Origin of the sequence: Lentzea sp. HUAS TT2, assembly GCF_051853195.1 — a bacterium.
Taxonomy (GTDB): Bacteria; Actinomycetota; Actinomycetes; order Mycobacteriales; family Pseudonocardiaceae; genus Lentzea.
In genome coordinates, this window is the sequence record NZ_CP196667.1 from 2632411 (window position 1) to 2646883 (window position 14473).

Consider the following 14473-nt stretch of genomic DNA (forward strand, 5'->3'; position numbering starts at 1 on the left):
TGGGAGATCTAGCCGAACGGCTGGCCGGCGTCGCGCAGCCAGGCCCGTTCGCGCGAGTGGTCCGGCGTGGCGGGCCAGCCGTTGATCCTCGCGATCAGGACCCAGTACCGCTCGGCACGCGGGTCCGCGAAGTCGGAGAGCTCACGCAGCCGCTCGACGAGGCTGTCGTCGTTCGGCAGGTTGAGCGCCTCCGCCCAGTTGGCGTTCACGCGGGCCACGACGGCACGTGCCTCGGCGGACTCCGGCGCGATGCCGGCGTCGAGCGCCTCGCGCGCCTGGGCGATCGCGAAGGTGAACGCCTCCATCTGGCCTTCACCGGGCGGACCCATGTCCGCACCGGCACGGCGCTGTTCCTCGTGCTGCTGGGACATCCGCTTGACCGAGGCGCGGAAGTCCTGGTCCTGCACGAGCTTCGCGAGCTCGACCCACGCCTCCAGCTGCTCGGTCGACGGGTCGTCCGGCAGCTCGATCCGCACGGATCGCATGTGCTGCTCGAACTGCGGGTCCAGCTCGTAGGGCCCGAACACCTCCTCGAAGAAGTCGTCGAGGATCCGCTGGCGCTCCTCGTCCGACATGCGTGCCAACTCGTTCATCAGTTCCATCTCCCCTCCCTTGGCGACGGCGCGCAGGACGGCACGGCGCAGCCGCAACGTCCTCATCTGCGCGTCGATCGCATCAGCGTGTGCACGCGCCACGTCGGTCACCGACACCTCGCGGGCCAGCACGCGGCCCGCGGTCGGCAGGTCCACGCCCAGTTCCCGCAGCGTGCGGACGAGCTTCAGCCTCGCCACCGCCTCGGTGTCGTAGGTGCGGTAGCCGCCGGTGGTCCTGTCCGCGGGCGGGATGAGGCCCGAGTCGGAGTAGAACCTGATGGTGCGGACGGTGAGTCCGGTCATCCTGGCGAGCTCGCCGATCTGGTAGCGCGTCACGGGGACAACTGTGCAGTCTCCACCGACTAGAGAGTCAAACCCGATTAGCCGAACGGGTGGTGGCGGACTGGCCCGTTTGGTCCGAATAACCTAGTGACGGGACCGGTCGATCTGTGAAAACGTGGTCATGTCGGTATCACCGGGGGGCGATCATCGAAGTACGACCTTCAACGAAGGTCGTTCGTTGTGCGCCGACTACTTTTCACTCTTGGGGGAGTCAATGGGTTCTGTTTCGCATGCCATGAGAACCATCGTGAGCGGCGCGGGTATCGCAGCCGTTCTGTTCGGTGCGCTGGTCGCACCGGCGGGGGCCGCACCGTCCAAGCCGGACAGCAACCAGAGCCGCGCCGTCAAGGGAGCCGTGGTCACGCCCGGCAAGGCCGTGACGGACCTCCCGGCTCAGGCGAAGGGCCTGAACGCGGAGGACCCGTACTTCTGCTTCCGCGGCCACGTCCAGAACGTCGGCTGGCAGGAGTGGGACTGCGACAACGGACCCGACGCGGCGGCTGACGCGGGCACGACCGGCCGGGACCTCCGTCTCGAGGCGATCCAGATCATCGCCACCGGTACGGGCGGCCTGACCTGCGCGGACGCGCACGTCCAGAACATCGGCTGGCAGGGCGAGCGGTGCGTGCAGGACGGCTTGGTCCTGGAGGTCGGCACGAGCGGCCAGAGCCTGCGAGTCGAGGCGCTGTTCGTCGGCAGCACCGTTCTGCCCACGTGCGCTGAGGGCCACGTGCAGTTCGTCGGGTGGCAGGGGCCGAACTGCCAGCCGGTCGGCTTCGGCCCGATCGTCGGCACCGAGGGCCAGGGTCTGCGCCTGGAGGCCGTCAGGGCCACCATTCGGCAGAAGCCGTAGGACGAAGTGGGTCGGGGGTGGTTTCCGTTGCACAGCAACGGAAACCACCCCCGGCCCGTGTGATCAGTAGGTCATCGCGATGCCCGGCTCGGCCAGCAGCGCGCCGACGTCCGCCAGGAACTGCGAGCCCTGCTGACCGTCGACCACGCGGTGGTCGAAGGAGAGCGCGAGCTGGCAGATCTTGCGGATCTTGATCTCGCCGTCGACCACCCACGGCATGTCGCGGATCGCGCCGAGGGCGAGGATCGCGGACTCTCCCGGGTTGAGGATCGGCGTGCCGGTGTCGACGCCGAAGACGCCGACGTTGGTGATCGTGATGGTGCCGTTCATCATGTCGGCCGGCGAGGTCTTGCCCTCGCGGGCGACCGTGGCGAGCTCGTCGAGCGCGATCGCCAGTTCCTTCAACGACATCCGGTCCGCGTCACGGACCTTCGGCACCACCAGGCCGCGCGGCGTGGCGGCCGCGATGCCCAGGTGGACGTAGTCCTTGTAGACGATCTCGTTCGCCGCCGCGTCCCACGTCGCGTTGACGTCCGGCGTACGACGGGCCGCGAGGACGATCGCCTTCGCGCAGAACGCGAGCGGCGTCAGCTTCACGCCCCGGAATTCCGGCGCGTTCTTCAGGCGCGCGCGCAGTTCCATCATCGGCGTGACGTCGACCGTCAGGAACTCGGTGACGTGCGGCGCGGTGAACGCGCTGTCCACCATCGCCTGCGCGGTCGCCTTGCGGACACCCTTGATGGGCACCCGGCGTTCGCGCGAGCCGTTGTCCACATAGGACGCTGCGGGAGCGGCGGCCGGGGCCGCCACCGCGGTCTCGACGTCCTCGCGGGTGATCACGCCGTCAGGGCCGGAGCCCGTGAGCGCGTACAGGTCGACCCCGAGGTCCTTGGCCAGCTTGCGCACCGGCGGCTTGGCCAGCGGCACGTACCCGCCCGGCGTCTGCACCGGGGCGGCCACCACAACGGGTTGTGCCACAACGGGAGCAGGAGCGGGCGGGGCCACGACGGCCGCGGCAGGAGCAGCGGCGGGAGCGGCAGGCGCGTCCTTGCGGGCGCGGCGCTTCGCGGCACCGGACTTCGGGCCGTAGCCGACGAGCGTCGCGATGCGCCCGCCCGGCATCTCCTCGCCGATCTTGCCGGACGAGCTGCCGTTCGCCTCCGCCGCGACGGGAGCGGGGGCGGGTGCGGCCGCGCCACCGGGGTCGGTGTCGATCGTGATGATCGGGACACCGACCTCGACGGTCTGACCGGGCTCCGCGAGGAGCTCGGTCACGACACCGGCCCACGGGCACGGCAGCTCGACGGCGGCCTTGGCCGTCTCGATCTCGACGATGATCTGGTTGACCTTGACGGTGTCACCCGGCTTCACGTGCCAGGTGAGGATGTCGGCCTCGGTCAGCCCCTCTGCCGTGTCGGGCAAGGGGAACTGCTTGAACTGCGGCATTTCCGGTTGTCCCCTTACCAGGCGAGAGAGCGGTCGACGGCGTGCAGCACCCGGTCGAGGTCGGGGAGGAACTCCTCCTCGAGCTTCGAGGGCGGGTACGGGGTGTCGAAACCGGTCACCCGCAGCACCGGTGCCTGCAAGGAGTAGAAGCACTCCTGCTGGACCTTCGCTGCAATCTCGCTGCTGATCGAGGACTCGGACGGCGCCTCGGACACGACGATCAGGCGGCCGGTGCGGCGCACCGAGTCGTAGACCGGCGCGAGGTCCAGCGGCGACAGCGTGCGCAGGTCGATGACCTCGAGCGAGGTCCCGTCCTCCGCGGCGGCCGCTGCGGCGTCGAGCGAGGTGCGGACCATCGGGCCGTACGCGACCAGCGTCGCGTCCGTGCCGGTGCGCAGCACCCGCGACTCGAACAGCTTGCCGGGCTGGGCCGTGGTGTCGACCTCGCCCTTCTCGTAGTAACGGCGCTTGGGCTCGAAGAACAGCACCGGGTCGTCGCTGTCGATCGCCTGCTGGATCATCCAGTAGGCGTCGGCCGGGTTCGAGCACGAGACGACCTTGAGGCCGGCGGTGTGCGCGAAGTACGACTCCGGCGACTCCGAGTGGTGCTCGACCGCACCGATGCCGCCACCGAAGGGCACGCGGATCACGATGGGCAGCTTGATCTTGCCCTGTGTGCGGTAGTGCAGCTTCGCGACCTGCGACACGATCTGGTCGAAGCCGGGGAAGATGAAGCCGTCGAACTGGATCTCGCACACCGGGCGGTAGCCGCGGATCGCGAGGCCGACGGCGGTGCCGATGATGCCGGACTCCGCGAGCGGCGTGTCGAGCACGCGCTGCTCACCGAAGTCCTTCTGCAGTCCGTCGGTGATGCGGAAGACGCCGCCGAGCTTGCCGATGTCCTCGCCCATCATGATGACCTTGGGGTTGGCCTCCATGGCCGCCCGCAAGCCCATGTTCAGGGCCTTGGAGATGGTGAGCGTCTGCACCGGGGAAGCCGGGGCAGCGGCCGTGGAACGGTCCATGGTCGGAGCAGCCATCAGTGCTCACCTCCAGCAAAACCCGAGACGTAGTCGAGGAATTCGTCGCGCTGCGCTTCGAGGTTGGGGTTGCCCTCGGCGTAGACGTTGCTGAAGATCCGTTCAGCGGGCGGATCGGGCATGTTCGTGCAGAACTCCCGCAGCTCCTCGCCCAGCTTGTCGGCGTCGGCCTCGACGCTGTCGAAGAACTCGTGGTCGGCCCACTGCTGACGGACCAGGTAGACCTTCACGCGCTCGATCGGGTCCTTGAGCTTCCACATCTCCAGCTCGTCCGACAGCCGGTAGCGCGTCGGGTCGTCGGAGGTGGTGTGCGCGTCCATCCGGTAGGTGAACGCCTCGATCAGGATCGGGCCGTTGCCGTGCCGGCACTCGTCCAGCGCCCACTTCGTCACGGCGAGCGTCGCGAGGACGTCGTTGCCGTCGACGCGGATGCCGGGGAAGCCGTAGCCGCGGGCGCGCTGGTACAGCGGCAGGCGCGACTGGCGCTCGGTGGGCTCGGAGATGGCCCACTGGTTGTTCTGGCAGAAGAAGACGAGCGGCGCGTCGTAGACCGCGGCCCACACGAAGCCCTCGTGCACGTCACCCTGGCTGGTCGCGCCGTCGCCGAAGAAGCACATGGTGGCTTCTCCCTCGTCGTCGCCGACCTTGCCGTCGAACTTCTGGCCCATCGCGTACCCGGCCGCGTTGAGGACCTGGTTGCCGATGACGATCGTGTACGGGTGGAAGCGCTTCTCGACGGGGTCCCAGGTGCCCTGGTCCGTGCCGCGGAAGATGCCGAGCAGCTCCGTCGGGTTGATCCCGCGCGTCCACGCGATGCCGTGCTCGCGGTAGCTCGGGAACGCCATGTCGGTCTGGCGCATCGCACGGCCGGCACCGATCTGCGCGGCCTCCTGGCCGAGCAGCGGCACCCAGATGCCGAGCTGGCCCTTGCGCTGCAGGGCGTTCGCCTCGCGGTCGACCCGGCGGATCAGGACCATGTCGCGGTACAGACCGCGCAGTTCCTCCGCCGTGATGTCGATGTCGAAGTCGGGGTGGCTTACCCGCTCACCTTCCGGGGTGAGGAGCTGCACCAGGTCGGCGCCGCCCTCGTCTGTCGCTCGCAAGCCTGCGATCACCTGTTCCGCTGTCGGTTTTGCGGCAGTGGCGGCCGGCGCTGCATCCGGCTCAGGGTGCGTCCATTGCTCAGGGGACGACATGCGCCTTCTCCTCTGTCTACTCCGACCGCCTGATCGCTCGTGACGACCTCGTGCGGCGACGTCGGCGGTCGCCGCCAACCCTGTGGGGCCGGAGGCAGCCGTCGACGGTGACGGTGGCTTACGACCACATCCTGACACGGCCTCACCCGAGTTGGTGAGACCCGTCCCACTTCGTAACACACGAGTCAACGTTCTGATCAGCGACAACAGTCGGAGGTTCGACCTTTTGTCCTCCGACTAGGCCGTCCGATTACCGGACGACACTGTCCCGGTTACCGATCGTTAACTTAGCTGCGGGCCTCCTGGTAAGAGGCTAAGCACGCGAGCAGAGGCGGAGTCGTGACAGGATCGAGAGGTGGACCGCTCAGTTGTGACCAGCACCGTCAGGACGCTCTGGGACGACGACATCGTCCCGAGCCTGTCTCGGCTCGTCGCCGTGCCGGCGATCTCGCCCGCGTTCGATCCCGCCTGGGAAGAGCACGGCGAACTGGCCGCCGCGATCGAGCACGTGCGCCTCTGGATCGAGTCACGAGACCTGCCTGGAGCGACGCTCGAAGTCGTCCAACTGGCGGGACGCACGCCGCTCCTGCTCGTCGACGTGCCCGCGTCCGGTAACTCGTCCGACGACACCGTGTTGCTTTACGGACACCTGGACAAGCAGCCACCGGTGGGCGGTTGGAGCGAAGGGCTCGGTCCGTGGACCCCCGTGCTGCGTGACGGACGTCTCTACGGGCGTGGCGCGGCGGATGACGGCTATTCCGGATATGCCGCGGTCGCCGCCATCGAGGCCGTGCGCGCCGGAGGTGGTTCACACGCCCGTTGCGTCGTGCTGCTGGAGACCGGCGAGGAGTCGGGTTCGCCCGATCTGCCCGCCTACCTGGAGCACCTCTCCGACCGGCTGGGCCAGGTGTCCCTGGTCGTCTGCCTCGACTCGGGCGGCTCCGACTACGACCGCATGTGGCTGACCACGTCGCTGCGCGGATTGGTGCAGGTCACAGCCACCGTGCGGGTGCTGGAAGGCGGGCTGCACTCCGGCATGGCGTCGGGCATCGTGCCGTCGTCGTTCCGGATCGCGCGGCAGCTGCTCGACCGGATCGAGGACTCGGAGACCGGCGAGATCCTGGTCCCGGAGATGCACGTCGAGATCCCCGAACACCGCTTGGCCGAGGTCCGCGAGGCCGTCGAAGCCGCGCCGGGCGCGCTGTGGGGTGCGGTGCCGCGCGTCGGCGACCTGCAGCCGGTCTCCGACGACGAGGTCGAGCTGGCGCTGAACTCCGGGTGGCGGCCGACCCTGTCCGTCACCGGGGCCGAGGGCCTGCCGCTGCCGGACGACGCCGGCAACGTGCTGCGGCCGTTCACCTCGCTGGTGCTGTCGTTCCGCCTGCCGCCGACGGCCTCCGCCGCGGCCGCCCTGGAGGCGGTGCGCGAGAAGCTCACCACCGACGTGCCCTACAACGCGACGGTGGAACTCTCCCGGGTCGAGTCGGCCGACGGCTGGAACGCGCCCGAGCTGGCCCCGTGGCTGTCCGCCGTGCTGGACGAGGCGGGCAAGGAGATCTTCGGCGCGCCGTGGCGGACCGTGTCGCTGGGTGGCTCGATCCCGTTCATGGGGCTGCTGCACGAGGCCTACCCGGAGGCTCAGTTCGTGGTGACGGGCGTGATCGGGCCGGACTCGAACTGCCACGTGCCGGACGAGTGGCTGCACCTGGCGCACGCGGCTCGGGTCACCGAGGCCGTCGCGCTGGTCCTCGACTCGCATTCTCGACAGAACTAACGCTCCGCTACTCTCAACTACTCTAAGGTACTCTTAAATTTCGTTTGAGAGTTGAGAGCTGGAGCGCAGTTGGACACATCGACCCTGCAGTCACTCATCGAACGCCTGCGCCGGACAGGTGCGGAGATGTGCGACGTCGAGGTGAAGTCCGCTGCCGGCGGTTTGCCGAAGAGCGCTGCTGAAAGTCTGTCGGCGTTCGCCAACACCAATGGCGGAACGCTGGTGCTCGGGCTGGACGAAAACGATGGTTTCCGTCCAGCCCAGCTCGCTGACGCGGCCAAGTTGCGCGACGACCTGGCCGCCATGGCGAGCGACTGCCTTCACCCACCCCTGCGCATCGCGGTGGATGTCGTCGAGTTCGAGGGCCGGCCGATCGTTCTGGCGGAGATCGATCCGCTGCCTTCCGACCATCGCCCGTGCTACGTGGAGTCCAAAGGCATCGCCACCGGCTCCTACGTGCGTGTCGGCGATGGGGATCGCAGGATGACGCAGGCGGAGATCGGCCTGGCGATCGCCAACCGCGGTCAGCCTCGCTACGACCTGGAAGCCGTGTCCGATGCAGTCATCGGCGACCTGGACCGCGTGTCCTTCGGTCGCACCATCGAACGTGTGCGGCAGACGTCGCGAGCCTTCCGCGACATGGACGAGGTCACGGCGTTGGAACGGCTGCGTGTGCTGGTAAGAGCCGAGGACGGAGCGTTGGTGCCGTCTCTCGGCGGGTTGCTGACGTTCGGCACCTATCCCCAGCAGTACTTCCCGCAACTGACCGTGTCGGTCGTGGTGTACAGCGGCGACGAAACCGGTCCGCGCTTCGACGACAACCCGGTGATTCGTGGTCCGGTTCCAGAACTCGTGTCCGAGACGATGGCGGTGCTGCGCCGGCACATGCGAGTCCGGACGCACGTCGACGGCAGCGGTCGACGAGAACAGCTCGACTACCCGATGGAAGCCGTCCGGGAAGCCGTGGTCAACGCCCTGCTGCACCGCGACTACAGCGGTGGGACCCGTGGCACACAGGTCCAGATCGAGCTGCATCCCGACCGGCTGCTCGTGCGCAGCCCTGGAGGGCTCTTCGGGCCGGTGGTGCTGGAGGATCTCGGCACCGAAGGAGTGAGTTCGTCGCGCAACTCGTTCCTGGCCTCCCTGCTGTCCGACACCTACCTCCCGGTGAGCGACCGGCTCGTTGCCGAGAACAGGGCCTCCGGTGTCCCTTCGATGATCAAAGAGCTGCAGCGGTCAGGCCTGGCACGACCGATCTTCCGCAACTTCGCGAACCGGTTCGAGGTCGAGTTCAGCAGGTCGGAGCTGCTCGACCCCGCAACGCGCCGATGGCTCGCGCAGCTGCACGAGCCAGGACTCACTCAGCTGCACGAACTCGCCCTCGCGACGATGTACCACGGCCGACCGATCAGCAATGCGGCTCTTCGGCAGTTCGGCGCGAGCCAAGCTGATGCGACAGCCGTGCTGCGTGACCTGGCGAACAAGGGACTCGCCGTACGCACGGGCGGGCGCCGGTACGCCACCTACTCGCTGGGCGCATCCGCGGAGGCTCCTGACCTCTTCACGATCGCCCCGCCCCAGAGCGATGTCGCCGAAGCACTGCGCACGCTCGGTTCGGCGAGCGCCAAGGAGCTCATCTCGGCTACCGGCTACTCGCGCCCGACGGTGCTCCTCCGCCTGGAGGAGCTGATCAAGGAAGGCCTGGTCAGGGCGGAAGGCGCGCCCAAGAGCCCCAAGCGGAGGTACCTGTGGACAGGTACCCGGTGAGTACGCCGAACAGGTCACACCCGGCCTCCATTCCACCCGTTGTTTAGTGAGGAAAAACTCAGACAAGACGTGGGCCCGACCGCCCGTCCGACCTGGTGTCCCACACTGGGACGATGGGCGAACAAGCGGAACGGGCGCGTCTCGCGGAGTCGGACACACCGACCTCGCCGTGGCGGCTGTGGGGGCCGTACCTCTCGGGTCGCCAGTGGGGCACGGTCCGCGAGGACTACTCGCCCGAGGGTGACGCGTGGGCCTCGTTCCCGTTCGACCACGCTCGTGCGCGCGCTTACCGGTGGGGCGAGGACGGCATCGCCGGTATTTGCGACGTGCACGGGTTCATGAACTTCGCGGTGGCGCTGTGGAACGGCAAGGACCCGATCCTCAAGGAGCGGTACTTCGGCCTCACCAACGACGAGGGCAACCATGGTGAGGACGTCAAGGAGCACTGGTGGGTGACCGACGGGACGCCCACCCACTCCTGGATGCAGGTGGTCTACCGGTATCCGCAGCGCGAGTTCCCCTACGGCCAGCTGCGGGAGATGGCGCGCAACGCCGGGCGGGAGAACCGCGAGCCTGAGCTCGCGGACACCGGGGTCCTCGACGAGAACCGGTTCTTCGACGTGCAGGTCACCTACGCGAAGGCCGAGACGGACGACATCTGCATCGAGATCAGCGCCACGAACCACGGGCCTGAGGACGCGCCGCTGCACCTGTTGCCGCAGTTGTGGTTCCGCAACACGTGGGCGTGGGGGCGGGACCAACGGCCGTGCCAGCTCGTGGCGAGCACCACGACCGGACGCAAGGTCACTGCCGACCACGGCAATCTCGGCCGGTACACGCTGCATCTGGACGACTCGCCGTCGATGCTCATGACGGACAACGAGAGCAACGAGATGTCGCTCTTCGGGGCCGAGCGCAACCCGTCGCCGTGGGCCAAGGACGGCATCTGCAACTACGTGGTGCACGGCAGCACGTCCACATGTCAGGTCGTGGGGCCGGACGATCCTGGTGCGGCGGGCACGAAGTTCGCAGCCTGGTACTCGTTCGACCCGGTGGAGCCCGGCGAGACGGTGACCATCCGGGTCCGGCTCGTCGGTGGCGACGGGCACCTCGATCCGTTCGGGCCGAGCTTCGAGGAGACCATGCGCGCCCGCAAGATCGAGGCCGACGAGTTCCACGACGACATCGCGCCCGGCACGAGTCCCGAGGAGAAGCACGTGCTGCGGCGCGCGCTCGCGGGGCTGATGTGGACCAAGCAGCACTACCGGTTCCGCACCCGCGACTGGCTGGACGGCGACCCGACCAAGCCCGAGGCGCCGTCGAGCCGAAGAACGCCCGAGGCGCGCAACGTGCACTGGCGGCACCTCGACGTCGCCGACGTGATCTCGATGCCGGACGAGTGGGAGTACCCCTGGTTCGCGGCGTGGGACCTGGCGTTCCACACGATCCCGTTCACGCTGGTCGACCCGGCGTTCGCGAAGGAGCAGCTGCTGCTGTTCTGCCGTGAGTGGATGATGCACCCGAACGGCCAGATTCCCGCCTACGAGTGGGAGTTCGGCGACGTCAACCCGCCGGTGCACGCGTGGGCGGCGTTGCAGGTCTACCGCGCGGACGGCAGCAGGGACCGCGGGTTCCTCGCCAAGGTCTTCCACAAGCTGCTGCTCAACTTCTCCTGGTGGGTCAACCGCAAGGACGCCGACGGCAGCTACCTGTTCGAGGGCGGGTTCCTCGGCATGGACAACATCGGACCGGTCAACAGGTCCGAGCCGATGCTCGGCGAGTGGCGGCTGGAGCAGTCCGACGCGACGTCGTGGATGGCCGCGTACAGCCTGCACCTCATGCAGATCGCGCTGGAGCTGGCGCGCGACGACGAGTCCTATGAGGACGTCGCCACGAAGTTCGTCGAGCACTTCCTGTCGATCGCGGAGGCGTTCACGCACTTCGGGTCGCACGGCCGCGGCATCTGGCACGACGAGGACGGCTTCTGCTACGACCGCGTCTCGCGGCGACGGCCCGACGGCCACATCGAGTCCGAGCCGGTGCGCGTGCGGTCGATGGTCGGCCTGATCCCGTTGCTGGCCAGTGCCGTCCTCGAACCGTGGGTGCTCAGCGACCTGCACGGGTTCACCAGCCGGTTGGAGCACCTGCTCAAGCGGCGGCCGGAACTGCGGCAGTTCATCACCTTCCACTACGAGCGCGGCGCCTTCGTGTCGTTGCTGGACGAGGGCAAGCTCAAGCGCGTGCTGCACCGGATGCTGGACGAGCAGGAGTTCCTGTCGCCGCACGGCATCCGGAGCCTGTCCGCCGCCCACCGCGAGGGCCTCGAGGTCAACGTCGCCGGCCAGGACCACCGCATGGGCTACGAGCCGGGCGAGTCGCACACGCCGATGTTCGGCGGCAACTCGAACTGGCGCGGGCCGGTCTGGCTGCCGACCAACGCGCTGCTGGTCGAGGCGCTGCGCACGGTCTGCGCGTTCCACGACGGCATGTTCCAGGTCGAGATGCCGACGGGCTCCGGACGCTGGGTCACCGCGGGCACCGTGGCGGACGAGCTGAGCGACCGGCTCGTGGGGCTCTTCCTGCCCGACCACGACGGGCGCCGGCCGTCGGACGGCAAGCGGATCGAGGCCTCCGAGTCACCGCTTTGGCGCAGGCACGTCACCTTCAGCGAGTACTTCGACGGGGACACGGGTGAAGGTCTCGGCGCGACGCACCAGACCGGCTGGACCGCTCTCGTGGCCGGTCTGATGACCGAAAGAACACGCTGACCAGCACCGTCGTGATCAAATCCTGATCAAGGAGACACTCGCGTATCGTAATCATTCGTGCGCAATACGTGAATAAGTTGTGTGATCTGAGCCAAATCGCGCAAGATTTTGCGATCGAATCAGTGATTTGACGCAGGATCATTGCAAGGCAGTGGCCTGTAACACGCACGTGCTGTCCACCACGTCACCCGAGTGGCAGGATCCCGTTCACTCGTCCGCGACAGTTACGAGGAGTGACGCAGTGGCTCGTCGATCCAGGCACGTGCTCGCCCTGCTGCCCGCAGCGGCCCTAGCGCTGACCGCGCTCGCCGGTTGCGCGACGAGCACCAACAGCGGTGGTGGCACCACCGACGGTGGCATCAAGCTTGTCAAGGAAGGCAAGCTCGTCACCTGCACCCACCTGTCCTACAAGCCGTTCCAGTACACGGAAGGCGACAAGACCGTCGGCTTCGACGTCGACCTGGTCGACCTGATCGCCGACGAACTGAAGGTCAAGCAGGAGATCTTCGACACCCAGTTCGAGACGATCACGTCCGGCGCGAGCTTCAACGCCAACCAGTGCGACCTCGCGGCCGCCGGTATGACGATCAAGGAAGAGCGCAAGCAGGCGATCGACTTCTCCGACCCGTACTTCGAGGCCACGCAGGCGCTGCTGGTCAAGAAGGACTCGCCCATCAAGGCCCTGGCGGACCTCAAGGGCAAGAAGATCGGCGTCCAGCAGGACACGACCGGTGAGATCTACGCGAACGACAACAAGGCCGCCAACGGCTACGAGGTCATCCAGTTCGAGGACCTCCCGTTGATGGAGACCGCCGTGCGCACCGGCGCCGTCGACGCCGCGATCAACGACAACGGCGTGCTCTTCGACTACGTCAAGGAGTTCCCGGACACCGCCGTCTCCGCCGAGTTCAACACGAACGAGCAGTACGGCATCGGCATCAAGAAGGGCAACACCGCTCTGACCACCAAGGTCAACGAGGTCCTGAAGAAGGCCAAGGAGAGCGGCAAGTACGACGAGATCTACCAGAAGTGGTTCGGCAAGAAGCCGGAGAAGAAGTAGCTCCACCAACGACGGGGCGGCGGTGACGCCGCCCCGTTCGTGTCCGAACCACATCCGCTAGGAGTCAGACCATGGCGCTGTCCAAGCGCAAGCGGGCCGAATACTTCCGGTACTCGCAATACACGCTGCTCGTCGTCATCGCCCTGGTGATCGCGTTCCTCGCCGACTGGGAACAGATCCGCACGGCTTTCTTCAACTTCAAGACGATGGGGGACATGTTCCCCAACGTCATCACCATCGCGTTGAAGAACACCCTCATCTACACGGCGCTCGGATTCGCGTTCGGCCTCGCGCTGGGCCTCGTGCTCGCGCTGATGAAGCTGTCGTCGATCGCGCCGTACCGCTGGATCGCGACCGTCTACATCGAGTTCTTCCGCGGTATCCCCGCGCTGCTGGTGTTCATCGGTCTCGCGTTCGGCGTGCCGCTGGCGTTCCAGATCCAGTTCGACATCTACTCCACGGTCATGCTGGCGCTCGGCATCGTCGGTGCCGCCTACATGGCGGAGACCATCCGCGCCGGCATCCAGGCCGTGCCGAAGGGTCAGGTCGAGGCCGCGCGCTCGCTGGGCATGTCCCAGGGCCGCGCGATGATCACCATCGTGATCCCCCAGGCGTTCCGGATCATCCTGCCGCCGCTGACCAACGAGCTGATCCTGCTGACCAAGGACTCCTCGCTGATCTACATCATCGGCCTCGCCCGTGACCAGTACGAGCTGACGAAGTTCGGGCGGGAGACGCTGAGCCGCAGCCCGTCCCTCACCCCGATCCTCGTCGTCGGTCTGTGCTACCTGATCATCACGTTGCCTCTCGGGTACCTGTCGCGGTACCTGGAGCGCCGCTCCGGCGGGAAGAAGGTGTCCGTCCTGTGAGCGAGATTTCCGTTGAGATCACCGGACTGAAGAAGTCGTTCGGCACGTTGGACGTCCTCAAGGGCATCGACGTCACGGTCAACCGCGGTGACGTGGTCTGCATCATCGGCCCGTCCGGTTCCGGCAAGTCGACGTTGCTGCGCTGCGTGAACCTGCTCGAGGAGCCCAACGACGGCAAGATCGTCGTCAACGGCGTCGAGCTGACCGACCAGGACGTCGACATCGACCTGGCGCGCACGAAGATCGGCATGGTCTTCCAGTCGTTCAACCTGTTCTCGCACCTGAACGTGCTCGCGAACCTCACGGTCGCGCAGCGCAAGGTGCTCAAGCGCGGCGAGAAGGAGGCGCAGGAGATCGCCCTGCGCAACCTGGACCGGGTCGGCCTGAAGGAGAAGGCCAACTCGATGCCCGCGCAGCTCTCCGGCGGTCAGCAGCAACGCGTGGCGATCGCCCGCGCGTTGTCGATGGACCCCGACGTGATGCTGTTCGACGAGCCGACCTCGGCCCTCGACCCCGAGCTCGTGGGTGACGTGCTGGGCGTGATGCGCCAGCTCGCCGACGAGGGCATGACGATGCTGGTCGTGACGCACGAGATGCAGTTCGCCCGCGAGGTCGCCGACAAGGTGATCTTCATGGACGGCGGCTACATCGTCGAGGAGGGCCCGGCGGCCGAGGTGATCGGCAACCCGCAGGAGTCGCGCACCCAGGAGTTCCTGGCGCGCGTGCTCGACCCGACGCACCACGGCCCCCGCGACCCGGCCTAGC

At 67.5% G+C, this 14473-nt stretch carries 11 protein-coding genes; 7 read left to right on the top strand and 4 right to left on the bottom strand.

From position 1 onward, the window contains the following. Window positions 1–8 precede the first annotated feature (8 nt). On the bottom strand, window positions 9–929 hold the full coding sequence (locus tag ACSHWB_RS13155) for a MerR family transcriptional regulator (protein WP_439662313.1): 921 nt from the start codon (window positions 927–929) through the stop codon (window positions 9–11). Window positions 930–1170: 241 nt separating this feature from the next. Here ACSHWB_RS13155 and ACSHWB_RS13160 point away from each other — a divergent pair, with 241 nt between their 5' ends. After that, complete coding sequence (locus tag ACSHWB_RS13160) at window positions 1171–1788, top strand: hypothetical protein (RefSeq protein ID WP_439662314.1); 618 nt, start codon at window positions 1171–1173, stop codon at window positions 1786–1788. Window positions 1789–1851: 63 nt separating this feature from the next. Here the strand turns inward: ACSHWB_RS13160 and ACSHWB_RS13165 are convergent, their stop codons facing one another. Genes ACSHWB_RS13165 through pdhA form a run of 3 tightly spaced genes read right to left on the bottom strand, consistent with a single transcriptional unit; the run spans window position 1852 to window position 5470 of the window. Continuing rightward, on the bottom strand, window positions 1852–3234 hold the full coding sequence (locus ACSHWB_RS13165; protein ID WP_439662315.1) for a dihydrolipoamide acetyltransferase family protein: 1383 nt from the start codon (window positions 3232–3234) through the stop codon (window positions 1852–1854). Between the two features lie 14 nt (window positions 3235–3248). After that, entirely contained in the window at window positions 3249–4274 is a 1026-nt protein-coding gene (locus ACSHWB_RS13170) for an alpha-ketoacid dehydrogenase subunit beta (protein WP_439662316.1), read from the bottom strand. Further along, window positions 4274–5470: a pyruvate dehydrogenase (acetyl-transferring) E1 component subunit alpha gene (pdhA, locus tag ACSHWB_RS13175; RefSeq protein WP_439662317.1), complete on the bottom strand. Its 1197-nt coding sequence runs from the start codon at window positions 5468–5470 to the stop codon at window positions 4274–4276. The genes ACSHWB_RS13170 and pdhA overlap by 1 nt, the downstream gene beginning before the upstream one ends. A 355-nt stretch (window positions 5471–5825) precedes the next feature. On the opposite strand from pdhA, the gene ACSHWB_RS13180 reads away from it, so the two are divergent. From ACSHWB_RS13180 to ACSHWB_RS13205, 6 genes are all read left to right on the top strand, one after another. Then, window positions 5826–7244, top strand: a complete 1419-nt coding sequence (locus tag ACSHWB_RS13180; RefSeq protein WP_439662318.1) for a M20/M25/M40 family metallo-hydrolase — start codon at window positions 5826–5828, stop codon at window positions 7242–7244. A 69-nt stretch (window positions 7245–7313) separates the two neighbouring features. After that, window positions 7314–9011, top strand: a complete 1698-nt coding sequence (locus ACSHWB_RS13185) for an ATP-binding protein (RefSeq protein ID WP_439662319.1) — start codon at window positions 7314–7316, stop codon at window positions 9009–9011. Window positions 9012–9124: 113 nt separating this feature from the next. Continuing rightward, a complete protein-coding gene (locus ACSHWB_RS13190) occupies window positions 9125–11779 on the top strand; it encodes an MGH1-like glycoside hydrolase domain-containing protein (protein ID WP_439662320.1) in 2655 nt (884 codons plus the stop codon). 241 nt (window positions 11780–12020) lie between these two features. Continuing rightward, window positions 12021–12839 carry an ABC transporter substrate-binding protein gene (locus tag ACSHWB_RS13195; RefSeq protein ID WP_439662321.1) on the top strand — a complete coding sequence of 273 codons (819 nt, stop codon included), beginning with the start codon at window positions 12021–12023 and terminating at the stop codon, window positions 12837–12839. A 71-nt stretch (window positions 12840–12910) separates the two neighbouring features. After that, window positions 12911–13708: an amino acid ABC transporter permease gene (locus tag ACSHWB_RS13200; protein ID WP_093595366.1), complete on the top strand. Its 798-nt coding sequence runs from the start codon at window positions 12911–12913 to the stop codon at window positions 13706–13708. Next, window positions 13705–14472 carry an amino acid ABC transporter ATP-binding protein gene (locus tag ACSHWB_RS13205; RefSeq protein WP_439662322.1) on the top strand — a complete coding sequence of 256 codons (768 nt, stop codon included), beginning with the start codon at window positions 13705–13707 and terminating at the stop codon, window positions 14470–14472. The genes ACSHWB_RS13200 and ACSHWB_RS13205 overlap by 4 nt, the downstream gene beginning before the upstream one ends. Window position 14473 lies beyond the last annotated feature (1 nt).